17 protein-coding genes are annotated in these 23,433 nt (G+C 72.1%); 11 read left to right on the forward strand and 6 right to left on the reverse strand.

The window, feature by feature from the left end:
• Window positions 1-180: 180 nt before the first annotated feature.
• From ABZT74_RS15865 to serA, 4 genes are all read left to right on the forward strand, one after another.
• Window positions 181-2,031, forward strand: coding sequence for an acetolactate synthase large subunit (locus ABZT74_RS15865; RefSeq protein ID WP_355867659.1), 1,851 nt, complete (start codon window positions 181-183; stop codon window positions 2,029-2,031).
• A gap of 20 nt (window positions 2,032-2,051) precedes the next feature.
• Window positions 2,052-2,579, forward strand: coding sequence for an acetolactate synthase small subunit (gene ilvN / locus ABZT74_RS15870; RefSeq protein ID WP_355867662.1), 528 nt, complete (start codon window positions 2,052-2,054; stop codon window positions 2,577-2,579).
• 139 nt (window positions 2,580-2,718) lie between these two features.
• Complete coding sequence (gene ilvC, locus ABZT74_RS15875; RefSeq protein WP_355867665.1) at window positions 2,719-3,720, forward strand: ketol-acid reductoisomerase; 1,002 nt, start codon at window positions 2,719-2,721, stop codon at window positions 3,718-3,720.
• A 311-nt stretch (window positions 3,721-4,031) separates the two neighbouring features.
• The gene (gene serA / locus ABZT74_RS15880) at window positions 4,032-5,621 is read left to right on the forward strand and encodes a phosphoglycerate dehydrogenase (RefSeq protein ID WP_355867668.1); all 1,590 of its coding nucleotides are present in this window, start codon (window positions 4,032-4,034) and stop codon (window positions 5,619-5,621) included.
• Window positions 5,622-5,744: 123 nt separating this feature from the next.
• Here serA and ABZT74_RS15885 read toward each other — a convergent pair whose 3' ends face one another.
• On the reverse strand, window positions 5,745-8,720 hold the full coding sequence (locus ABZT74_RS15885) for an AAA family ATPase (RefSeq protein ID WP_356435433.1): 2,976 nt from the start codon (window positions 8,718-8,720) through the stop codon (window positions 5,745-5,747).
• 145 nt (window positions 8,721-8,865) lie between these two features.
• Window positions 8,866-10,461, reverse strand: a complete 1,596-nt coding sequence (locus tag ABZT74_RS15890; protein WP_356435436.1) for an MFS transporter — start codon at window positions 10,459-10,461, stop codon at window positions 8,866-8,868.
• A gap of 109 nt (window positions 10,462-10,570) precedes the next feature.
• On the opposite strand from ABZT74_RS15890, the gene ABZT74_RS15895 reads away from it, so the two are divergent.
• Entirely contained in the window at window positions 10,571-11,161 is a 591-nt protein-coding gene (locus tag ABZT74_RS15895; protein WP_356435439.1) for a TetR/AcrR family transcriptional regulator, read from the forward strand.
• 7 nt (window positions 11,162-11,168) lie between these two features.
• Here the strand turns inward: ABZT74_RS15895 and ABZT74_RS15900 are convergent, their stop codons facing one another.
• On the reverse strand, window positions 11,169-12,479 hold the full coding sequence (locus ABZT74_RS15900; protein WP_356435442.1) for an MFS transporter: 1,311 nt from the start codon (window positions 12,477-12,479) through the stop codon (window positions 11,169-11,171).
• Between the two features lie 46 nt (window positions 12,480-12,525).
• Here ABZT74_RS15900 and ABZT74_RS15905 point away from each other — a divergent pair, with 46 nt between their 5' ends.
• Window positions 12,526-13,932, forward strand: a complete 1,407-nt coding sequence (locus ABZT74_RS15905) for a PLP-dependent aminotransferase family protein (protein WP_356169627.1) — start codon at window positions 12,526-12,528, stop codon at window positions 13,930-13,932.
• A gap of 15 nt (window positions 13,933-13,947) precedes the next feature.
• Here the strand turns inward: ABZT74_RS15905 and ABZT74_RS15910 are convergent, their stop codons facing one another.
• Window positions 13,948-15,183, reverse strand: a complete 1,236-nt coding sequence (locus ABZT74_RS15910; protein ID WP_356169630.1) for a helix-turn-helix domain-containing protein — start codon at window positions 15,181-15,183, stop codon at window positions 13,948-13,950.
• A 164-nt stretch (window positions 15,184-15,347) separates the two neighbouring features.
• On the opposite strand from ABZT74_RS15910, the gene ABZT74_RS15915 reads away from it, so the two are divergent.
• The 3 genes from ABZT74_RS15915 (at window position 15,348) to ABZT74_RS15925 (ending at window position 18,784) form a co-directional block, all read left to right on the forward strand.
• Complete coding sequence (locus ABZT74_RS15915; protein ID WP_355867688.1) at window positions 15,348-16,274, forward strand: proline dehydrogenase family protein; 927 nt, start codon at window positions 15,348-15,350, stop codon at window positions 16,272-16,274.
• A gap of 197 nt (window positions 16,275-16,471) precedes the next feature.
• A complete protein-coding gene (pruA, locus tag ABZT74_RS15920) occupies window positions 16,472-18,103 on the forward strand; it encodes an L-glutamate gamma-semialdehyde dehydrogenase (protein WP_356169633.1) in 1,632 nt (543 codons plus the stop codon).
• 138 nt (window positions 18,104-18,241) lie between these two features.
• The gene (locus tag ABZT74_RS15925) at window positions 18,242-18,784 is read left to right on the forward strand and encodes a GNAT family N-acetyltransferase (protein WP_356435445.1); all 543 of its coding nucleotides are present in this window, start codon (window positions 18,242-18,244) and stop codon (window positions 18,782-18,784) included.
• Between the two features lie 52 nt (window positions 18,785-18,836).
• Here the strand turns inward: ABZT74_RS15925 and ABZT74_RS15930 are convergent, their stop codons facing one another.
• Window positions 18,837-19,802: a LysR family transcriptional regulator gene (locus tag ABZT74_RS15930; RefSeq protein ID WP_356169638.1), complete on the reverse strand. Its 966-nt coding sequence runs from the start codon at window positions 19,800-19,802 to the stop codon at window positions 18,837-18,839.
• A 67-nt stretch (window positions 19,803-19,869) separates the two neighbouring features.
• Here ABZT74_RS15930 and ABZT74_RS15935 point away from each other — a divergent pair, with 67 nt between their 5' ends.
• Both ABZT74_RS15935 and ABZT74_RS15940 read left to right on the forward strand, forming a co-directional pair.
• Window positions 19,870-21,327, forward strand: coding sequence for an MFS transporter (locus ABZT74_RS15935; protein WP_356435448.1), 1,458 nt, complete (start codon window positions 19,870-19,872; stop codon window positions 21,325-21,327).
• Window positions 21,328-21,534: 207 nt separating this feature from the next.
• The gene (locus ABZT74_RS15940; protein ID WP_266616822.1) at window positions 21,535-21,666 is read left to right on the forward strand and encodes a hypothetical protein; all 132 of its coding nucleotides are present in this window, start codon (window positions 21,535-21,537) and stop codon (window positions 21,664-21,666) included.
• A 136-nt stretch (window positions 21,667-21,802) separates the two neighbouring features.
• On the opposite strand, the gene ABZT74_RS15945 is transcribed toward ABZT74_RS15940, so the two are convergent.
• On the reverse strand, window positions 21,803-23,404 hold the full coding sequence (locus ABZT74_RS15945) for a metallophosphoesterase family protein (protein ID WP_356169644.1): 1,602 nt from the start codon (window positions 23,402-23,404) through the stop codon (window positions 21,803-21,805).
• Window positions 23,405-23,433 lie beyond the last annotated feature (29 nt).

Here is a 23,433-nt window from a genome sequence, read left to right on the forward strand (position 1 = left end):
GCGTCGGCTGAAGCTAGGTGGTCACCGGAGGATCCGGTAACACCCAGCGACCGCACCCGGCGCGCTCCCCTCGCTTGCCTCACGGCACGAGGGGTTTTTTGTTGCACAGACGCCTGTCGACCAGCACACGCACACCGCACAAAAGTCGCAAAAACCCTCAGCATCGAGAAGAGAATGCCGATGACCGAGCAGGCCACCGGGGCCCACCATCCGCAGCCGCGGCCCCGTTCCGGAGGACAGCAGTCCGCCCCCGAGCACGTCACGGGTGCGAAGTCCCTCATCCGCTCGCTCGAGGAGGTCGGGGCCGACACCGTATTCGGCATCCCCGGTGGGACGATCCTTCCGGCGTACGACCCGATGATGGACTCGAACCGGCTGCGCCACGTGCTCGTCCGTCATGAGCAGGGTGCGGGTCACGCGGCCACCGGCTACGCGCAGGCCACCGGCAGGGTCGGTGTCTGCATGGCCACGTCGGGCCCGGGTGCGACGAACCTCGTGACGCCGATCGCGGACGCCATGATGGACTCCGTCCCGCTGGTCGCCATCACCGGCCAGGTCGTCACCAAGGCGATCGGCACGGACGCCTTCCAGGAGGCGGACATCGTCGGTATCACGATGCCGATCACCAAGCACAGCTTCCTGGTCACCAGGCCCGAGGACATCCCGAAGGCGATCGCCGAGGCGTTCCACATCGCCTCGACCGGCCGTCCGGGCCCGGTCCTCGTCGACATCCCGAAGGACGTGCTCCAGGCGCAGACGACGTTCTCGTGGCCGCCGCAGAGCGACCTGCCCGGCTACCGTCCGGTGACCAAGCCGCACGCCAAGCAGATCCGCGAGGCCGCCAAGCTCCTCAGCCAGGCGAAGCGGCCCGTGCTGTACGTCGGCGGAGGCGTCCTCAAGGCCCACGCCACCGCCGAGCTGAAGGTCCTCGCCGAGCTCACCGGAGCGCCCGTCACCACCACACTGATGGCGCTCGGCGCATTCCCCGACAGCCACCCGCTGCACGTGGGAATGCCGGGCATGCACGGTGCGGTCACCGCCGTCACCGCGCTGCAGAAGGCCGACCTGATCGTCGCCCTCGGAGCCCGCTTCGACGACCGTGTCACCGGCAAGCTGGACAGCTTCGCCCCCTTCGCGAAGATCGTCCACGCCGACATCGACCCGGCCGAGATCGGCAAGAACCGCGCCGCCGACGTGCCGATCGTCGGTGACGCCCGCGAGGTCATCGCCGACCTGGTCCAGGCCGTGCAGAAGGAGCACAGCGACGGCAACACCGGCGACTACAGCGCCTGGTGGAAGGACCTCAACCGCTGGCGCGAGACGTACCCGCTCGGCTACGAGCAGCCCGACAACGGCTCGCTCTCGCCGCAGCAGGTCATCGAGCGCATCGGCCAACTCGCCCCCGAGGGAACGATCTTCGCGGCGGGCGTCGGCCAGCACCAGATGTGGGCCGCGCACTACATCCAGTACGAACAGCCCGCGACCTGGCTGAACTCGGGCGGCGCCGGAACGATGGGCTACGCGGTCCCGGCCGCGATGGGCGCCAAGGCCGGTCAGCCGGACCGCACGGTCTGGGCGGTCGACGGCGACGGCTGCTTCCAGATGACCAACCAGGAACTCACCACCTGCGCCCTGAACAACATCCCGATCAAGGTCGCCATCATCAACAACGGCGCCCTCGGGATGGTCCGCCAGTGGCAGACCCTCTTCTACAACCAGCGCTACTCCAACACCGTGCTGCACAGCGGCCCGGATGCGGACGGCAAGCAGCCGAGCGCCGGCACCCGCGTCCCCGACTTCGTCAAGCTGTCGGAGGCCATGGGCTGTTACGCGATCCGCTGCGAGTCCCCGGACGACCTCGACAAGGTGATCGAGGAGGCGAACTCGATCAACGACCGCCCGGTCGTGGTCGACTTCATCGTCCACGAGGACGCGATGGTGTGGCCGATGGTCGCCGCCGGCACCTCCAACGACGAGGTCATGTTCGCCCGGGACGTCCGCCCCGACTTCGGCGACAACGAAGACGACTGAGAGAGAGCCGAGTCAGAACCATGAGCAAGCACACCCTCTCCGTCCTCGTCGAGAACAAGCCCGGTGTCCTCGCCCGGATCACCGCCCTGTTCTCCCGGCGCGGCTTCAACATCGACTCCCTCGCCGTCGGTGTCACCGAGCACCCCGAGATCTCCCGCATCACCATCGTGGTGAACGTGATCGAGGCACTCCCGCTCGAACAGGTCACCAAGCAGCTCAACAAGCTCGTCAACGTCCTGAAGATCGTCGAGCTGGAGCCCGGCGCCGCCGTTCAGCGCGAACTCGTTCTGGTGAAGGTGCGCGCCGACAACGAGACGCGCTCCCAGATCGTCGAGATCGTCCAGCTGTTCCGCGCCAAGACCGTCGACGTCTCCCCGGAGGCCGTCACCATCGAGGCCACCGGAGGCGCCGACAAGCTGGAGGCCATGCTCAAGATGCTGGAGCCCTTCGGCATCAAGGAGCTCGTCCAGTCCGGCACCATCGCGATCGGACGCGGATCGCGTTCGATCACCGACCGGTCGCTGCGCGCGCTCGACCGTTCGGCCTGAGCACCGACGGACGACACCGGTACACGGGCGGGCGGCACCCGCGGCCCGCCCGTATACCGAGACCCGAGAACTTCCCTTCCCCAGCCCGCCGTACGGTGGGACGCAACACCGGCAATACCGGATAACAAGGAGAACCCCAGTGGCCGAGCTGTTCTACGACGACGACGCCGACCTGTCCATCATCCAGGGCCGCAAGGTCGCGGTCATCGGCTACGGCAGCCAGGGCCACGCCCACGCGCTGTCGCTGCGCGACTCGGGTGTCGACGTCCGCGTCGGTCTGCACGAGGGCTCCAAGTCCAAGGCGAAGGCCGAGGAACAGGGCCTGCGCGTGGTGACGCCGTCGGAGGCCGCCACCGAGGCCGACGTCATCATGATCCTGGTGCCGGACCCGATCCAGGCCCAGGTCTACGAGGAGTCCATCAAGGACAACCTCAAGGACGGCGACGCGCTGTTCTTCGGCCACGGCCTGAACATCCGCTACGGCTTCATCAAGCCGCCGGCCGGCATCGACGTCTGCATGGTCGCCCCCAAGGGCCCGGGCCACCTCGTGCGCCGTCAGTACGAGGAGGGTCGCGGCGTCCCCTGCATCGCGGCCGTCGAGCAGGACGCGACCGGCAACGGCTTCGAGCTCGCCCTCTCGTACGCCAAGGGCATCGGCGGCACCCGCGCCGGCGTCATCAAGACGACCTTCACCGAGGAGACCGAGACCGACCTGTTCGGTGAGCAGGCCGTCCTCTGTGGTGGCACCGCCGCCCTGGTCAAGGCCGGTTTCGAGACGCTGACCGAGGCCGGCTACCAGCCGGAGATCGCGTACTTCGAGTGCCTCCACGAGCTGAAGCTCATCGTCGACCTCATGTACGAGGGCGGCCTGGAGAAGATGCGCTGGTCGGTCTCCGAGACCGCCGAGTGGGGCGACTACATCACCGGCCCCCGCATCATCACGGACGCCACCAAGGCCGAGATGAAGCAGATCCTCGCCGAGATCCAGGACGGCACGTTCGCCAAGAACTGGATGGACGAGTACCACTCGGGTCTGAAGAAGTACAACGAGTACAAGAGCCAGGACGAGAAGAGCCTCCTGGAGACCACCGGCAAGGAGCTGCGCAAGCTCATGTCGTGGGTGAACGACGACGAGGCGTAAGCCGTCCGACGAGGGGCCGGGGCGGCACGCTCCGGCCCCTTCGTCGAACCCCGGGTAACCCCCGGGGCCGCGGTGTTGTCCATCCCGTCCAGCCACGGACGGGTGATCCTTCCGCGGAGGCGCAGGACGACCGCTTCGGCGCCACTACACTGCTGCACATCACCAACGCGTCAGGCCCACAGCGTCGTGCGTCTTCCACGCGGCTCGAGCGACCCCACCCCCTGTGCAGGCACGCCCCAGGGGCCGCTACAAACCCTCCACCGCCTGCGGCCGTCGGGACGGCCGTCCGCAATGGACTTGTGAGGACTCACGTGAGCTCGAAACCTGTCGTACTCATCGCTGAAGAGCTGTCGCCCGCGACTGTGGACGCCCTGGGCCCGGACTTCGAGATCCGGCACGCGAACGGCGCCGACCGCGCCGAGCTGCTGCCCGCCATCGCCGACGTCGACGCCATCCTGATCCGTTCGGCCACCAAGGTCGACGCCGAGGCAGTCGCCGCCGCCAAGAAGCTGAAGGTCGTCGCACGAGCCGGCGTCGGCCTGGACAACGTCGACGTCTCCGCCGCCACCAAGGCCGGCGTGATGGTCGTCAACGCCCCCACCTCGAACATCGTGACCGCCGCCGAGCTGGCCTGCGGCCTCCTGCTCGCCACCGCGCGCCACATCCCCCAGGCCAACACCGCGCTGAAGAACGGCGAGTGGAAGCGCAGCAAGTACACCGGCGTCGAGCTCGCCGAGAAGACCCTCGGCGTCGTCGGCCTCGGCCGCATCGGCGCGCTCGTCGCGCAGCGCATGTCGGCGTTCGGCATGAAGGTCGTCGCCTACGACCCGTACGTCCAGCCCGCGCGGGCCGCGCAGATGGGCGTGAAGGTCCTCACCCTCGACGAGCTGCTCGAGGTCTCGGACTTCATCACCGTGCACCTGCCGAAGACCCCCGAGACCCTCGGTCTCATCGGTGACGAGGCGCTGCACAAGGTCAAGCCGACGGTGCGCATCGTCAACGCCGCGCGCGGCGGCATCGTCGACGAGGAGGCGCTGTACGCGGCGCTCAAGGAGGGCCGCGTCGCCGGCGCCGGCCTCGACGTGTACGCCAAGGAGCCCTGCACGGACTCCCCGCTCTTCGAACTCGACGAGGTCGTCTGCACTCCGCACCTCGGCGCCTCCACGGACGAGGCCCAGGAGAAGGCCGGTATCTCCGTCGCCCGCTCGGTGCGCCTCGCCCTCGCCGGTGAGCTCGTCCCGGACGCGGTCAACGTCCAGGGCGGCGTGATCGCCGAGGACGTCAAGCCCGGTCTGCCGCTAGCCGAGAAGCTCGGCCGCATCTTCACCGCGCTCGCGGGCGAGGTCGCGGTCCGTCTCGACGTCGAGGTGTACGGCGAGATCACCCAGCACGACGTCAAGGTGCTCGAACTCTCCGCTCTCAAGGGCGTGTTCGAGGACGTCGTCGACGAGACCGTCAGCTACGTCAACGCCCCGCTGTTCGCGCAGGAGCGCGGCGTCGAGGTCCGTCTGACCACCAGCTCCGAGTCGCCCGACCACCGCAACGTGGTCACCGTCCGCGGCACCCTCAGCGACGGCCAGGAGGTCTCGGTCTCCGGCACGCTCGCCGGCCCCAAGCACCTCCAGAAGATCGTCGCCGTCGGCGAGTACGACGTGGACCTCGCCCTCGCCGAGCACATGGTCGTGCTCAGCTACGAGGACCGTCCCGGTGTCGTCGGCACCGTCGGCCGCATCCTCGGTGAGTCCGGCATCAACATCGCCGGTATGCAGGTCGCCCGCGCGGCCGTCGGTGGGGAGGCCCTCGCGGTCCTCACCGTCGACGACACGGTCCCGCAGAACGTGCTGACCGAGGTCGCCGAGGAGATCGGCGCCACGTCGGCGCGGTCCGTCAACCTCGTCTGAGGTCGGAAGAGGCCTGAACAAGGCCTGTCCGCCGGGGTTTTCGCCCAGCGGCCGAGGGCCGGGTCACCCGAGGGTGACCCGGCCCTCGCGCGTTGTCCGGGTCACCCGGACCGCGCGGACTCCTCAGGTGGAGGCGGTCGTCTCCGGCTCGATCAGACCCTCGCGGTAGGCGATGGCCACGGCCTCGGTGCGGCTGGCCGCGCCCAGCTTGGCGAGGATGTTCGACACGTGGACGCTCGCCGTCTTGCCGCTGATGAACAGCTCCTCGCCGATCTGCCGGTTGGTGCGCCCCCGGCCGAGCAGCCGCAGGACATCGCTCTCGCGGGCGGTCAGCGCGGCGATGCGGTCCGCGGCGGCCGGGGCGTCGGAGAGGCGGCCGCGCCGGACCAGGGTGTCCACCGCCTCGCGCAGCGGTACCGCGCCCAGGCGTACGGCGGTGTCCCGGGCCGCGCGGGCCTGTTCGGCCGCGTCCTCGCGGCGGTCGGCGGTGAGGAGCGCCTCCGCCAGTCTCCTGCGGCAGCGGGCCAGCTCGTACGGATCGCCGTAGCCGAACGCCGTCACGGCCCGGTCCCAGACGTCGACGTCCGGACCGGTGGCCGCGCGCACTCCCTCGGCCTCGGCGCGGGCCAGCCAGGCCAGTCCCTCGGGGCCCTGCTCGGTGCCGTCCTCGCCGCGCGCGGCGGTGCTCCGGGCCAGTTCCACCAGGTCCGCGGCGGTCGCCGCGCAGCGCTTCGCGGCCACCGGGTCACCGCTCAGGCGGGCCTGCTCCGCCGCGTCCGCGACCGCTGCCAGCGTGAGCGCGGCGAGCCGCACCACCACGTCGGGCCGCTCGGAGACGGAGGCGTCCGTGAGCGCCTCGACCGACGCGCTCATCCGGCGGACGGCCTCCTCGGCGTCACCGCGCAGTGCCGCGGCGTCGGTCAGCACCACGCTCGCGACGAGCGTCGCCATCCAGTCGAAGGGGCGGTCCAGCAGGGCGTGCGCCCCGGCGGTGGCGGCGTCCAGCTCGCCGCGCGCCAGAGCGACGTACAGCGCGGGTCCGGTCGCGAACCCGCCCGCGGACGGGAGGAGTTCGGCGTCCTCGGCGGCGGCTCGCACGCACTCGTCCCAGCGGCCCAGCGTGTACAGCAGCAGGGACTCCAGATAGCGCAGTTCCAGGGCGTACGGCGAGGAGAGGAGTCCGGCACGGCGGGCGCGGTCCAGGCCGTCGCCGATCCAGGTCAGGCATTCGTCCAGGGCACCGGACTCGTAGCATCCGATGGCCAGGTTGAACAGGGCGCGCATCTCCACCGGGAGGTTCCCGGCGGTGCGGGCCAGCTCGCGGGCCCGGCGCAGCCGGTCCCGGCCCTGCGCGGTCCGCCGGTTGTGCGGCTCCATGCCGACCAGCGAGATCATCAAGTCGGCCTGGGCGTCGCCCAGTCGGAGCCGCTCGGCGATGTCCAGCGCCTGCCGGGCGACCCGCTCCGCGTCCTCTTCGTGTCCCACCTGCCGGGCGGCCATGACGTGGGTCGCCGCCGCCCACACCCAGGTGTGCGAGGGCGGTTCGGCCGGGATCAGGGCGAGGGCCTCGCTGCTGTACGTGAACGCGTCGTTCAGGCTGTCGATCCGGATGAGGTTGCCCGCGAGGGTGTAGCGCACCCGCGCGGCCAGTTCGGAGTCGGTGTCGGCGCCGGCCCGGGCCAGCGCGGAGCGGGTGAGCTGGACCGCGCGATGGGGTTCACCGGCGCGGGCGGCGGCGGCCGAGGCGCGCAGCGTGAGCGTGACGGTGTCGCCGCTCTCGGGGCGGGCGGAGGCGTCGACCACCGCCCAAAGTTCGAGCGCGGTCTCCAGATGGCGCAGCTCCTCGGCGGGCGCCCCGACGCGCTGGGCGTGGTCGGCGGCTTCGAGGGAGGCGGTCAGCGCGTCGGCGAGGTCGTGGCTCTCGCGGGAGTGGTGGGCTCGCTCCGCCGCGCTCTTCGCCGAACGGCCGTCCGCGGCGAGGAGTTTGGCGAACAGTCCGTGCAGCCGGACCCGCTCGCCGGGCAGCAGGTCCGCGTACACGGCCTCGCGGGTGAGGGCGTGCCGGAACGAGTACGCCGCGTCGTCGCCGGGCAGCAGCAGCTGGCGTCCGACCGCCTCGCGCAGCGCCGACTCCAGCTCCTCCTCCGGCAGTTGTACGGCGTCACGCAGCAGGTCGTGTCCGACGCGGCGCCCCGCGACGGCCGCCGTGCGCAGCACCTGCTGGGCGGTCTCGGAGAGCTGCTCGATCCGGATGAGCAGGACGTCCGCCAGGCCGCTGGGCATGGCGGGGGACCCGGACGCGTCGTCGCCGGGCAGTGCGGCGAGCAACTCCTCGGCGTAGAAGGCGTTTCCCTCGGCGCTGTCGACGATGCGGCGGACCGTGCTGTCGGAGACGGGGTCGGTGCGCAGCGCGCGCACGAGCCTCGCCACGTCCGCGTCGGCCATCGGCCGCAGTTCCAGCCGGTCGACGGCGGGCAGCCGGATCAGCTCGGCGAGCAGCGGCCGCAGGGGGTGGCGGCGGTGCAGGTCGTCCGCGCGGTACGAGGCGAAGACGGCGAGGCGGCGGGGCGGGCCGCCGGGGGAGGGCCGCTGGAGGACGCCCCGGCTGAGCAGGAAGCGGAGCAGGTCGCGGGAGGACTGGTCCGCCCAGTGGAGGTCTTCGAGGACCAGCAGGAGCGGGGTCAGGTCCGCGAGGTCCGCGAGGAGTCCGGCGATGCCCTCGAAGAGCTGGAGGCGGCTGCCGGGATCGGGTGCGCTGCCGGTCCCGGAGGCCGTGCCGATCAGGCGGTCCACGGCGGGGTGCGCGGCGAAGGCCGGGGCGAGCCGGTCGTCGGCGGCGGCCGCGCCGAGGATCTCCGTGAACGGGAGATACGGCAGGCCCACGTCACCGAGGTCCACGCAGTGGCCGGTCAGGACGGTCATGCCGGCGGCGGACGCGTGCGCGGCGGCCTCCGTCAGCGTGCGGGTCTTGCCCACTCCCGCGTCGCCGGCCAGCAGGACGGCGCGCGGGTCGCCGGCCGCGGCCCGCTCCAGCACGCTGGTGAGCCGGGCGAGTTCGTCCTCCCGGCCGATGAACGGCGTACCGAATGTCTGTGCCACGTGCCCATCCTGGCACGCCCGCCGACCACGCCCGGTGGGTTTCCCGCGCACCCGGACCGGGACGGCGCGGTGCCGGGCGGGGCCGGAGTGCTCCGGCCCCGCCCGGCGGGCGGGTGGCGTCCGGCGCGGAGCCGGCGCGAGGGGGTCAGGCGGTCACCTCCCCGGCCGCCTGCTCGGTGGCCAGGGGCTCGGGTGCCGGCGCCCCGGACGCGGTTCCGGCCGCACCGGCCGCGACCTTGCGGAGGGTGGCCTCGGCGAGCAGCGCGGCGGCCAGCAGAAGGACCGCGCCGGACACCGCCGCCGCCTGCATGCCGTGGGTGAAGGCCTCCCGTGCGGCGGCGGTCAGGGCCCGGCCCGCGTCGCCCGGCAGCTGCCCGGCGACGGCCAGCGCGCCGCCCAGCGTCTCGTGGGCCGCGGCGGGGGCGCCGGCCGGGATGTCGTGGCGGTAGACCGCGGTGCCGACGGAGCCGAGGACGGCCATGCCGAGGGCGCCGCCGAACTCGGCGCCCGTCTCCAGCAGGGAGGCCGCGGAGCCCGAGTTGCCGAGCGGGACGGTGCCGAGCGCCAGGTCCATCATCTGGGACATCACGGTGACGATGCCCGAGGCGAGCACGCCGGCGCCGGCCAGGACCAGCCAGAGCGAGTCGCTGCCGGCGAGGGCCAGCAGGGCGTATCCGCAGGCGGCGACGGCGAAGCCACCGGCGACGACGTGGGCGCGGTGCACGCCCTTCTCGACCAGTTGAGCGGCGACGGGCGCGGCCACACCGACGAGGACCGTGGGGAGCAGCGACCAGAGGGCGGCCGACATGGAGCTCTTGCCCAGCACGGACTGGAGGTACTGCGTGGTGAAGAAGGCCGAGCCCATCATGCCGAACGAGGAGACGAGGTTGAGGACGACAGCGGGCGCGAATCCCCGGCCGCGGAAGAGGGCGGGGGAGATGAGAGGGGACCGCGCGGTGCGCTGCCGGTGGACGAAGAGGGCGGTGAACAGCAGTCCGACGGCGATCGAGACGACGTACCGCACGTTCCAGCCCTCGGAGGGGATCTCCTTGATGCCGTAGATCACCGGGAGGACGGCCGCCATCGACAGCGGCACGCTGACCAGGTCGAAACGGCCGGGCTCGGGGTTCCTGGACTCCGGCAGCAGGAACGGGCCGAGGACCAGCAGCAGCACCATCGCGGGCAGGTTGACCAGGAAGACCGAGCCCCACCAGAAGTACTGGACGAGGACGCCGCTCATCACCGAACCGAGCGCGATACCGCCGGTCATGACGCCCGACCACAGTCCGATCGCCTTCGCGCGCTGCCCGGGGTCGCTGAACATCGTGCGGACGATCGCCATGGTCGACGGCATCAGGGTCGCGCCGCCGACTCCGAGGAGCGCGCGGGCGGCGATGAGGGTCTCGGCGCTGTTCGCGTAGGCGGCCAGGGCGGAGGCGGTGCCGAAGGCGGCGGCGCCGATCAGCAGCAGCTTGCGGCGCCCTATCCGGTCGCCCAGCGAGCCCATCGTCATCAGCAGGCCGGCGAGCACGAACGCGTAGATGTCGAAGATCCAGAGCTGCTGGGTCCCGCTCGGCTCCAGGTCCGCACTGATCGCGGGGATCGCGAAATACAGGACGGAGACGTCCATGGAGACCAGGAGCAGCGGAAGCATCAGTACGCCGAGGGCGGTCCACTCGCGGCGGCCGGCCAGGGCGCCGGGGGCGCCGGGGACGGGAGTCGTGCTCGTCGGGTTCGTCATGGCAGGGACTGTACGGATGTCATAAACGCTTGTCTAGTACGTTCGTATAAGACAATCGTTTGGGACGTCGGTATAGGACGGTTGTCTGAATCGCGGTACGCTGGCCGGCATGGGACACCGTGAGGATCTGCTCGAAGGCGCCAAGCGCTGCCTGCTGGAGAAGGGCTTCGTGCGCACCACGGCGCGCGACATCGTCAAGGAGTCGGGGACGAACCTGGCGTCCATCGGCTACCACTACGGGTCGAAGGACGCGCTGCTCGCCACGGCGTACGTGGATCTCATCGCCAACGTCGGTGACACGTTCGGCGCGTTCGCGACGACCGACACCGCGAGCGCGCCCGGATCCCTGGAGCGCTTCCAGGAGGCATGGGAGAACATCACCCGGTCGTTCGTCAAGGAGCGGCCCATCTGGATGCTCACCTTCGAGGTGATCACCAACTCGGACCGGCTGCCCACGGTCCGCGAACACCTGGCGAAGGCCTCCGACGAGGGCCGCCGCGGACTCGTCCCCATGCTGGCCGGCGGAGTGGAGGCCGACGTGGACGACGCCACGCTGCGCTCGCTCGGCGGCTTCTACCAGGTCCTGCTCAACGGGCTCAGCGTGCAGTGGCTCTTCGACCCGGCCTCGGCGACCGACGCCGCCGAACTGACCGAGGGGCTGCGCCGGGTGATGGACGGGGTGGCACGGTCCGGGAGCTGAGTGTTCGTCAGTCCGACGTGGGTGAAGGGGACTTGGTTGTCCGCGGGACCGGCAGCGGGGGAGCGGCCGTCGCTCCCCGGTCCCGGAAGGCCGGGATCAGGGCGGCCGTCATCAGGACGCCGGTGACCGCGAACGCCGCCGGGTAACCGGTCGCCCCGGCCAGCGTGCCGAAACCGACCGCCCCGACGCCCATCCCCCCGTCGTACGCCAGGTTCCACAGCGCGCTGACGGTGCCGTAGCCGGAGGCCGGGACCCGGGTGTACATCAGGGTCAGCGTGGCGTTCTGGGCGACACCGAAGCCGGTGCCGAAGACGGCGACTCCCGCGAGGACGGCGACCGGGTCGGCGGTGAACGCGGTGATGACCATGCCGCAGGCCGACAGGAGCAGCCCCGGCACCACGAGCCGCGCGGGCCCGTGCCGGTCCCCGAACCGGCCGGCCGCCCAGCGGGCCGCCGTCGACGCGGCGGGCTGTACGAAGAGGGCGGTCGCGACGATCCCGGAGGACGCCGCGGGAACGGCGAGCGGCAGGAACGTGACGATGATCCCGGCCGCCAGGGCCGTCGTCGCGAAGACGACCGCGGGCCGCGCCAGGGCCCCGGTACGCAGCGCGGCCACCATCCCCACCGGCTTCTCCGACGCGGCCTCCCGGCCGGGCAGACCCGGCACCGACGCGACGGCGGCCAGCGCGGCGACGCCCGCCGCCACGGCGACCGGGGTGAAGCCCACGTGCGCGGCCAGCCAGACGCCCAGCGGCAGGGCGATCAGCGACGGCACCCCGGAGACCACGCCCACCAGTGCCAGCCCCTCGCCCCGTCGCCCGGCCGGAATCAGCGTCGCGGTCGGCGCACCGCCCGCGACCAGCGTGAGCGCGAACCCCAGACCGCGGACCAGGCAGATCAGCACGATCCACACCAGGGAGTGCGAGAGCGTCAGCACCAGGGCGGGAGCGCCGAGCAGGCAGAGGCCGGCGACCAGCGCGACGCGGTAGCCGTAGCGGGCGACGAAGCGCGGAGCGGCCAGTTCGCCGAGAACCGTGGAGAGCATCAGCGCGCCGGTGGCCGGGCCCGCGCCGGACGCCGTGGTGTAGGCGGGCACGACGGACAGCAGCAGGAAGAAGCTCACCGAGGAGCCGACGATGCTCACGAAGCGGAGCAGCAGGGGCCGGGTGACCAGCGGCGGCCGGGCGGCGCCGGGTTCGGCCGAGGGCGCCCCGGCCACCCGCGCCGTCCCGTCCCCGGAGGCCGGGACCTTCGGGGGAGTGGCCGGGGCCGGAACCGGGTTCTGCGGGGGCGGTTGCTGCTCCGGAGACGTCGTCATGGCTTCACGCTAGGTTCCGGCCGGACCGCCGGTAAGCTCCAATTCCATGCCGCCGCAGTGGGCCGGTCTGTCACCCGAGCTGCTCCTGTCCGTCGACCGGGACAGTGGCGAGCAGCTGCGCGCCCAGCTGGAGCGACAACTGCGCGACGCGATCCGCACCGGCCGTCTCGACGCGGACGAACGCCTCCCCTCCTCCCGTGAACTCGCCCGCGAACTCGGGCTGTCGCGCGGCCTCGTGCAGGACTGCTACGCCCAGCTCCAGTCCGAGGGATACCTGGTGACCCGGGCCGGCTCCGCCACCCGGGTCGCCGCCGGTGCCCACGTCCCGCCCGTGCCCGCCGCCGCGCGACCTGCGGCCCCGCGGCTCATCGCCGACTTCCGGCACGGCGTCCCCGACCTGGGCAGCTTCCCGGTCGCCGACTGGCTCCGGGCACTGCGCGAGGCGGGCCGCGCCATGCCGACCGCGGACCTCGACTACGGCGATCCGCGCGGGAGCCGGGTGCTGCGCGAGGTGCTGGCCGGCTATCTGCGCCGGGTGCGCGCGGCCGCCGCCGACCCCGAGCGGATCGTCGTCTGTTCCGGATACGCGCAGGGGCTCGGGCTGGCTCTGCGCAGCCTGGCCGGCGCCGGGGTGCGGGTCGTCGCCCACGAGGATCCCGGCGGCCCCGCCACCGTGACGGCCGCCGCCGGGGCCGCGGGCCTGACGGCCGTGCCCGTCCCGGTCGACGAGGACGGCATCGACGTCACAGCGCTCGACGCGAGCGGAGCCCGGGCCGTCGTCGTCACCCCCGCGCACCAGTGGCCCACCGGGGTCGTCCTCGCCCCCGCACGCCGGCTCGCCCTCATCGACTGGGCCATGCGCCGGGACGCGTACGTCATCGAGGACGACTACGACGCCGAGTTCCGCTACGACCGGGAGCCGGTGGGCGCGCTCCAGGGGCTGGCCGCGGACCGGGTCGTGTCGATCGGCACAGTCAGCAAGTCCCTCGCCCCGGCGCTGCGCATCGGGTGGCTGCTCTGCCCGCCCGCGCTGCTCGCCCCGGTCACCGAGGCCAAGCGGCTCACCGACCGCGGCTCACCGACCCTGGACCAGCTCGCGCTCGCCCGGCTGATCGAGTCCGGCCGCCACGACCGCCACCTGCGCCGTATGCGCACCGTGTACGCGGCCCGGCGTACGGCCCTGGTCGACGCGCTCGCCGCCCACGCCCCGGAGGTCCGGCTGACCGGACTCGCCGCCGGGTTCCACGCGGTCCTCCACCTCGCGGAATCGGCCGACGAACGGTCCGTCGTCGCCGCGGCCCGGGCACGCTCCGTCGGCCTGTACGGCATGAGCGACTGCCGCGCCGGTCACGGGACCACACCGCCCCGGCTGGTGCTCGGCTTCGGCGACGTGGGGGAGCGGGCGATCACCGAGGGCGTGGCGGCCGTCGGCGACCTCCTGACCGGCGCCTGATACCGCCCCCGCTCGCTAGAGCCTGGCCCCCTTCAGCGCCATGTGCAGCAGCAGGCGGTCCTCGCCGTCGTCCAGGTCGAGGCCGGTGAGCTGTTCGACGCGGGACAGGCGGTAGTAGAGGGTCTGGCGGTGGATGCCCAACTCGGCCGCCGTGCGCCCCGCCTGGCCCGCGAGGTCGAGGAACACCTCGGCAGTGCGCGCGAGTTCGCGGTGGGCCGGGGCCAACAGGGCCTGCACGACGGGATCGTGGGCCGCTTCCGGAGACAGGGCGGTGAGTAGGCGGTAGGGCCCGATGGCGCCCCATTCGGCGACCGGTCCGAGCCGTGGTTCGGCCAGCGCGGCGCGCGCCGCGGAGGCGGCCTCCTGCCAGGCGCCACCCAGCTCGCCGAGTCCGACCCGCGCTCCGGAGACCCCCGCGGCGGCCCGTCCGCCCCCGCCGGCCGGCCCCGCGCCGGCCGCGCCCTCGCCCCGTCCGCCCTCCGCCTCCCGTACGAAGCGGTTGGCCGCGGTCAGCGCCGGCGTCAGGACGTCCGCGGAGCGCAGCCGCACCAGCAGCGCCAGACTCTGGCCGGTGGTGCCCCACGGGACGGTGCACAGGGCGGTCGCGCCGGGCACCGTGCGGGCCGAGGGGGCGTCGTCCGGATCGGCCGAGGGCCACGGCGCGACGCACACCACCGTGTGCAGACCCTCGCCGCGCGCCCCGAGCGCGGTGCGCAGCTCGGCCACCGCCATGTCGCGCTGCCAGCCGCGCTCGGCGGTCAGGACGGCGCGCAGCTCACGGGTGAGGTCGGCGCCCGCCTGCGCCTCGTCCGCGAGGAGGGCGCCGATGCGCGAGGTCACCTGCATGGCCGCGGCCAGCTGCGCTTCGGTGGGTCCCGGGTCGTCGTCGAGCAGCCAGACGTAACCGAGCACGACACCCCGATGGCGTACCGGCAGACAGATCCGGCCCCGGTAGACCCCGGCCTCCGGGGTGGGCGGGATACGGACGGGGCCGGAGGCGCGGGTGATGCCGAACCCCTCGAACCAGGTCCGCACCGTGGTGGTGGAACGGCGCGTGAGGATCGAGCGCGTGCGCACCGGGTCGAGCGCCGACGGGTCGAGGTCGCCCTCACTGTCGTACGCGCCGAAGGCGATCAGCTCGAAATCGCGGTTCTCCAGCGTCGCGGGCACGCCGAGGAGCGCCGAGATCTCGTCGACCAGCTCTTGGTAGTCGCCTCTGTATTCACCGCTCACCCGGGCATTCTCCCGCATTTCAGCGAGCCCTTCATACATTTGTCTGAGATCCGGGGAACGGATGCGTGACAGGTGTCGATGGCCCAGGATCGAAGAGATCCCTAGGTTTCACGGTGGTTCTCCGTGCCGTACCCGAATCGTCGGGATTCGGCCTCCTGCTGGCCTTGTTGTGGAGGTGCCCCGTGCTGGGTCCCGTGATTCTCGCCGCTTCGCGCAGCGACAAGATGCGCCGTCTGATCTCGGCCGCCCCGGTGACCAAGCCGGTCGTCGACCGTTTCATCCCGGGTGAGACCGTCGACCAGGTCGTCCCGATCATCAAGGACCTGACGGCCAAGGGCCTGGAACTCACCATGGACGTCGTCGGTGAGGACATCACGACGCCCGAGCAGGCCGCCGCCGCCCGGGACGCCTACCTGGCGCTCGTCGACCACCTGAAGGAGCTGGACCTCGGCACCCGTGCCGAGATGTCCGTCAAGCTCTCCATGTTCGGCCAGGCGCTGGAGGGCGGCCACGAGCTGGCTCTCGCCAACGTCCGCCCGGTCGTCGAGGCCGCCGCCGCCATCGGCACCACGGTCACGCTGGACGCCGAGGACCACACCACCCTCGACTCGATGTTCGCCATCCACGAGGAACTGCGGAAGGACTTCCCGCAGACCGGCTGTGTGATCCAGGCCTACCTGTTCCGCACCGAGTCCGACGCCCGCCGCCTCGCCGAGAGCGGCAGCCGCGTCCGTGTGGTGAAGGGCGCCTACAAGGAGCCCGCGGAGGTCGCCTACCAGCAGAAGGCCGAGACCGACAAGGCGTACGTCCGCATCCTGAAGATCCTGATGGAGGGCGAGGGCTACCCGATGATCGGGTCCCACGACCCGCGGATCATCTCCATCGCGCAGGAGCTCGCCCGCAGGGCAGGGCGCAAACTGGACGAGTACGAGTTCCAGATGCTGTACGGAATCCGCAGCGACGAGCACCTGCGGCTCGCCGCCGAGGGCCACCGCATGCGCGTCTACACGGCGTACGGCACCGACTGGTACGGCTACTTCATGCGGCGTCTCGCGGAGAAGCCGGCGAACCTGCTGTTCTTCGCGCGTTCGATCCTCACCAAGGGCTGACGGATGACGGCCGTACGGACCATCGGCCGGGGGTCCGGGGGTTGTCCCCCGGGGAGGCGCAGCATGCGGCGTCTCGCGGAGAAGCCGGCGAACCTGCTGTTCTTCGCGCGTTCGATCCTCACCAAGGGCTGAGCACCGGCCCGAGCCCCACCGCTCGACACCGAAACACCCGCCCGACTCAAGGAGTTACGGAACTCATGGACGCTGTGACCCAGGTCCCCACCCCCGTCAACGAGCCGGTGCACGGCTACGCCCCCGGCTCGCCCGAGCGTGCCCGGCTGGAGGCCAAGCTCAAGGAGCTGGCCGAGAACCCGATCGAGCTGTCGATGACCATCGGCGGCGAGAAGCGGCTCGGCGGCGGTGAGCGCTTCGAGGTCGTGCAGCCGCACAACCACAAGTCCGTCATCGGCACCGGCGCGCACGCCACCCGGCAGGACGCCCAGGACGCGATCGACGCCGCCCTCGCCGCCGCCCCGGCCTGGCGCGCGATGTCCTTCGACGACCGTGCCGCGATCATCCTGCGCGCCGCCGAGCTGCTCTCGGGTCCCTGGCGCGAGACGCTGGCCGCGTCCACCATGCTCGGCCAGTCGAAGACCGCCCAGCAGGCCGAGATCGACACCCCCTGCGAGCTCGTCGACTTCTGGCGCTTCAACGTCCACTACGCCCGCCAGATCCTCGCCGAGCAGCCGCCGGCGAACTCCCCGGGTGTGTGGAACCGCATGGACCACCGCCCGCTGGAGGGCTTCGTCTACGCGATCACGCCCTTCAACTTCACGGCGATCGCCGGCAACCTGCCCACCGCTCCGGCGCTCATGGGTAACGTCGTCGTCTGGAAGCCGTCCCCGACGCAGACCCACGCCGCCGTGCTGCTGATGCAGCTCCTGGAGGAGGCGGGCCTGCCCAAGGGCGTCATCAACCTCGTCACCGGTGACGGCATCGCGGTCTCCGAGATCGCCCTGGAGCACCGCGACCTCGCGGGCATCCACTTCACCGGCTCGACCAAGACCTTCCAGTACCTGTGGAAGACGGTCGGCAACAACATCGAGAAGTACCGCGCGTACCCGCGTCTCGTCGGTGAGACCGGTGGCAAGGACTTCGTGGTCGCCCACCCGTCGGCCGACCGCGCGGTCCTCAAGACCGCCCTGACCCGCGGTTCCTTCGAGTACCAGGGCCAGAAGTGCTCGGCGAGCTCCCGCGCCTACATCCCGGCCTCCATCTGGAACTCCGGTTTCAAGGAGGAGTTCGCGGCCGAGGTCGACTACCTGACCATGGGTGACGTCACCGACCTGTCGAACTTCGTCGGCGCGGTCATCGACGAGCGGTCCTTCGCCAAGAACAAGGCGGCCATCGACCGCGCGAAGGCCGACCCGACCTGCACGATCGTCGCGGGCGGCACGTACGACGACTCCGTCGGCTACTTCGTGCGCCCGACCGTCGTCGAGTGCTCCGACCCGGAGAACGAGGTCTTCACGACCGAGTACTTCGGCCCCTTCCTCGCCGTGCACGTCTACGAGGACGACAAGTACGACGAGATGCTGACCCAGATGGAGTCGGCCTCCGACTACGCGCTCACCGGCGCGGTCATCTCCGGCGACCGCGCGGCGACCGCCCACACGATGGAGAAGCTCCGCTACGCGGCGGGCAACTTCTACATCAACGACAAGTCGACCGGCGCCGTCGTCGGCCAGCAGCCCTTCGGCGGCGGCCGTGCCTCGGGCACCAACGACAAGGCCGGCGCCCCGCAGAACCTGATGCGCTGGACGCTGACCCGCGCCATCAAGGAGACGCTGGTCGCGCCGACCGACTACGGCTACCCGCACATGGGCTGACACCCCGCCACCGACTCCGCCCCCGCCCACGGTCTCCCCCGTCCGTGGACGGGGGCGGTTCCATGTCCGCACGCGACGGCGCGACGAAGTCCGCGGCGAGGGGGCCCGATTCCCCTCCGCCATCGGAATACTGGCCGCATGGCCATCCGACTGAGGACCGCCCACACCGCGGACCTCGCCCCCGCCGAGCTCCGCGCCGCCCGCACCCTCCTGGAGGACGCCTTCGACGGCGACTTCCGCGACGAGGACTGGGACCACGGACTCGGCGGCCCGCACGTCCTCGTCCACGACGACCGGGGTCTCGCCGCGCACGGCTCGGTGATCCAGCGGCGCGTCCTGCACGCCGGACGCTCGCTGCGCGTCGGCTACGTGGAGGCGGTCGGCGTCCGCGCGGACGTGCGCCGCACGGGGCTCGGCGGGCGCGTGATGGCCGAGCTGGAGCGGATCATCGAGGGCGCCTACCCGCTCGGCGCGCTCTCCGCCAGCGAGGACGGCGCCGCCCTGTACACGGCGCGCGGCTGGCAGCTCTGGCCGGGCCGCGTCTGCGTCCTCGCCCCGGACGGCGTCGTCCGCCTCCCCGACGAGGAGGGCACCACCTTCGTTCGCCCCGGCACCGCCCTCGGCACCCTCGACCCGGCACGCGACCTGGTCTTCGACTGGCGCGACGGCGACGTGCTCTGACCGGCGCGGACGCGGACACCCGGTCCCGGCGAGGGGCCCCCGCCGCCTCCGGTCAGGACCCGCCGGACTCCGACGCCGGGCCGAACTCCGCCGCCAGCCGGGTGAACGACCGCCGCAGCCACCGGTGCGCCGGGTCCGTGTCCAGGCGTACGTGCCACGCCTGCGCCGATGTCACCCGCGGCAGGTCCAGCGGGATCTCCAGGACGGCGAGCGGCATCACCCGGGCCGCCTCCGTCGCGACCTCGACCGGGACCAGGGCCAGCGCGTCGGTGCGCAGGGCGAAGAAACAGGCCGCGCCGTAGGTGGGGGCGGTGGCCAGGACGTCGCGGCCCAGGCCCAGTTCGGCGAGCCGGTCGTCCACCACGCTGCGCGTGCGGCCCCGCCGGGTGACCGTGATGTGGGGGAGCGCGGCGAAGGACGCGGCGGTCAACGGGCCCCGCGCGAAGGAGGCGTCGGCGCGCGCGACGGCCACATACCGGTGCACGTGCAGGACGGCGCTGCGCACGTCGTGCGGCAGTCGCTCCGGCAACTCGCCCACGTCCAGGTCGATATGGGTGCGCAGATCCGCCGGGTCCTCGTCGCCCTCCGGCAGCAGTCGCAGCCGTACACCAGGCGCCTCTCGCGCCGCCAGCGCGAGCAGCGGGGCACCCAGTGACATGGCGACCCCGTCGTTCGTGCGGATCCTGAACTCCCGCTCCAAAGTGGCGAGTTCGACGTCCAGGGGTGGATGCAGGGCGGCCACGGCCGCGGCGAGCGCCGCTTGCACCCCCGGCCGCATCTCGTGCGCGCGGGGGGTCAGTGTCAGGCCCCGGCCCGACGGCACGAGGAGCGGGTCGCCGACGACCCGGCGCAGCCGGCCCAGCGTGCGGCTCATCGCCGAGGGGGAGACGCTCAGCTCGGCCGCCGCGCCCGCGACGCTGCCCGCGCGCAGCAGGGCGTCCAGCGCGGGGAGCAGGTTCATGTCCGGAAGGGGCGCCATCGCGTCGGGCGGAGCCGAAGCCGATCGTGAATGCTGCATGAGACGCAAGGCTACGTGAAGCAATCAGACCTTGTGTGCAGCAATGGTGCTCCCCGAGTCTGGACGCATGATGGATTCTCGTCAGCGCGGCACCGCGCTCCTGGTCGCGGGCTGCTTCTTCATGGAGATGCTCGACGGCACGATCGTGTCGACCGCCGCTCCCCGGATAGCCGACGACCTGCACACCACCCCCGCCTCGGTCGGCCTGATCATCACGGCCTATCTCGTCACCCTCGCCGTCCTCGTCCCCCTCTCCGGCTGGCTCACCGCCCGCTTCGGCCCGCGCCGCGTCTTCCTCGCGGCGATCACCCTCTTCACCCTCGCCTCGCTGGCCTGCGCCTTCGCCCCCGGCCTCGGGGTCCTCGTCGTGACCCGGGTCCTCCAGGGCGCCGGCGGAGCGATGATGGTGCCGGTCGGCCGGCTCGTCGTGGTCAGCGGCATCGCCAAGCAGGACCTTCCCCGCGCGGTCGCTCACATCGTGTGGCCCGGCCTCGCCGCCCCGGTCGTCGCGCCGCTGCTCGGCGGCGTGATCACGACCTACGCCTCCTGGCACTGGATCTTCCTTCTCAACGTGCCTCTCGGGGCCCTCGCCCTGATCGTCGCCCGCCGTCTCATCGCACCCGGCACACCCGGCGGCGCGCCGCCCCTCGACGTGCCCGGCATGCTGCTCGCCGGCACCGGGCTCGCCGCGCTGACCTGGACCGCGCACCTCGTCTCCGAGACCGGGCGCGGGCCGGAGGGGGCGGCCGTGAGCGGCGCCGTCGCGGTCGTCGCCCTCGCGGCTGCCGTACGCCATCTGTTGCGAGCCCGGCATCCGCTGGTCAACCTCCGCACCCTGCGCGTGCCGTCATTCCGGGCTGCCGCGCTCGACGGCGCCCTGTGCATGGCCGTCGTCTCCGCCGTCCCCTTCCTGCTGCCCCTGCTCTTCCAGGAGGTCTTCGGGTGGAGCGCGGTGAAGTCGGGCGCCGTCGTGCTGTTCGTGTTCGCCGGCAACATCGGCATCAAGCCGGCCACGACGTATCTGATCAACCGGTTCGGCTTCCGGCCGCTGCTGCTCGTCGCCACACTCGGCCTCGCGGTCACCACGGCGGGCTGCGCCCTGTTCACCGCCGCGACGCCGGTCGCGGTGATCGCCGTCGTGGCGGCGGCGGGCGGTGTGGTGCGTTCGGTCGGGCTGAGCGGCTACGCGACGATCGCGTTCAGCGAGACCGGCGAGGAACGGCTGCGGGACGCGAACGCCCTCTTCGCGACCTCGCACCAACTGGCCGCGGGGCTCGGCGTCGCGATCGCCACCGTCGCGCTGCGCGGGGGAGCGGTCCTGACGGACGGGGCCCGTTCGGCGTACGCGGTCGCCTTCGTGGTGCTCGGTGCGCTCTGTCTGCTGCCCGCGGTGGGCGCGCTGCGGCTGCACCCCGCGGCGGGTGACGCGGCGCGGACCGTCGGCCCCGCCGGGACGCGAACTGTCGCCCCTGGTCGGAGCGGTGTGACCCGGTCCACCGTCTCAGATAGTAGGAAGTCCGAGTAATCGTAGAGACAGATGCCCGGTCCTCGCCTAGTTTTGTAGGAGCCGAACGTCTCGCTCGACCAAGCGAATGGCGGTCGTGAGCCGGAGCCCCTGGCAGGCAACCCCTGCGGCCCCGCTCCCCGCCCCTTCCGGCGTCTCGTAAAGACCTCACCGCACTTCCGGGCGTCCCCGTGCGGGCCCCACCGGAAGGTAAGGAGTCGATTCATCATGGCCGAGACGACCGTCCGCCGAGTCCGTCACCACTCTCGTTCGAGCAGCGAATCCGACCGCAAGAACGCCGCCGCTGCCCTCCAGCGCGCCCTGGACCGCCGGGACAACGGCGGCGAGACGGGTCACTAGGCAAGGACCTGCCCGTCCGTCCCCTCAAGCCGGGAGCCGCCCGCAGAGGTGCGGCGCGAGGCCGATGCCCCGCGCCGCACCTCGGGCTGCCGTCCGCCCCATCGGTGCCGGGGTGGTCACGTCCTGCCGCCGCCGGTCACTTCCCGCGCCGCACCACGAAGTGGTCGATCCGTTCGCCGCTCTGCGCCAGCGCCGACACCGTGAGCCGCGGTGAGGGACCGGTCTCCGCCTCCACCGAGAGGAAGGAGTAGCCGGTGTACCGCACCCGCGACCACGTGACGGTGTCCGGCTTCTGCTTCTTCGACTTCGTCCAGTGGAAGGTCTCCACGGACTCGCGGTCCTTCACCTTGCCCTCGTAGCTGTCCTTCACCCCGATGGGGAACCGGTACAGGCTCTTGCCCGCCCCGCCCGCCGTGACGTAGACGATGCCGTCACGCGTCGGGTCGGTCGTGGCGCCCACCGGCACCTGCCGGCCCACCGTGCCGCCCTTGATCGCGTCGGTCCGCTCGTAGACGTGGTTGTGTCCGTTGATCACCAGGTCCACCTGGTGCTTGGCGAACAACGGCACCCACGCGTCCCGCACCCCGCCGTCGGAGGCGTGCGTGGAGGTCGAGTAGGCGCAGTGGTGGAAGAAGACCACGACGAAGTCGACCTGCCCGCGCAGCTCCCCGAGCCGCCGGTCGAGCCAGGCGGTCTGCCGGCCCCCGGAGTAGCCCTTGTTGGCGGGGATCTCGTACGACACGTCGTTGGCGTCCAGCGCGACGACGCCGACGTTGCCGTAGACGAAGGAGTAGACGCCCGGCGCCCGCTCCGCGTCGAAGCCGTTGTCCGGGAGCGACCAGCGCGCGGACTGGCCGCCATAGCCGTTCGGCGAGTACCAGGCCTCCATGTCGTGGTTGCCGGTCGTCACCATCCACGGCACCGACCGGGCCACGGTCTCCGTCTGCTTCAGGAACAGGTCCCAGGCGGCCGGGTCGTAGATGTCCGACGCCTCGCCGTGGCCGATCCCGTCCGCGTAGCAGATGTCACCCGCGTGCAGGTGGAAGGCCGGGCCGCGGCCGAGCAGCACCTTGTCGTTGGCGAGGGCGTCGGGAGTGACGCCCTGGTCGCCGAAGGCGGTGAACACGAACTTCTCCGGACGCGCGGGCGCCGTACGGAAGTGGCCGACCGTCGCGTGCTGTTCCTTGCCGGCCGGGTCGAAGCCCTCGTGGCCGACGCCGTAGTAGTACGTGGTCCCCGGGCGGAGCCGGTCGAGCGCCGCGTGCAGGTAGTACTGGTCGAGCGCCCCGCGCTGCCCGGCGAGTCCCGGCGTGTGCAGGTCGCGGACCTCGGCCTCGATCCGCCGGCTCAGCGCCCAGGGCGTCATGCCCACCCGGACGTACGGCTTCCTGACGGCGAACGGGACCTGCCAGGAGATCCGCATCTGGGTCTTCGGGTCCGCGCCGAAGGCGAGATGGCGTCCGAACGGCGTGACGGCGGAGCCCGGCACCCGGCTGGTGGCCGGGTTCGGCGTCGAGCCGGACGTCCGCGCAGGGCTCCCGCCGCCCGGCCCCGCGCAGCCGGCCAGCAGGCCGCCGCCCGCGAACGCGCTCGCCGACACCAGCGCGCGGCGCCGCGTGAGCTTCGTCCGCAGGTACTCGTACTGCTCCGCCATGCTCATGTTGCCCGCGAGCTCGTGCGGGATGCCGACGTCGGGGACGGGATGCCCGGGGGGAGTCACCCTGGAAGGAGCGGTCATGTCTGGAAAGTTCCCACCGCGCGCCAACG

It is taken from the genome of Streptomyces sp. NPDC005302 (assembly GCF_040607345.1).
GTDB lineage: Bacteria > Actinomycetota > Actinomycetes > Streptomycetales > Streptomycetaceae > Streptomyces.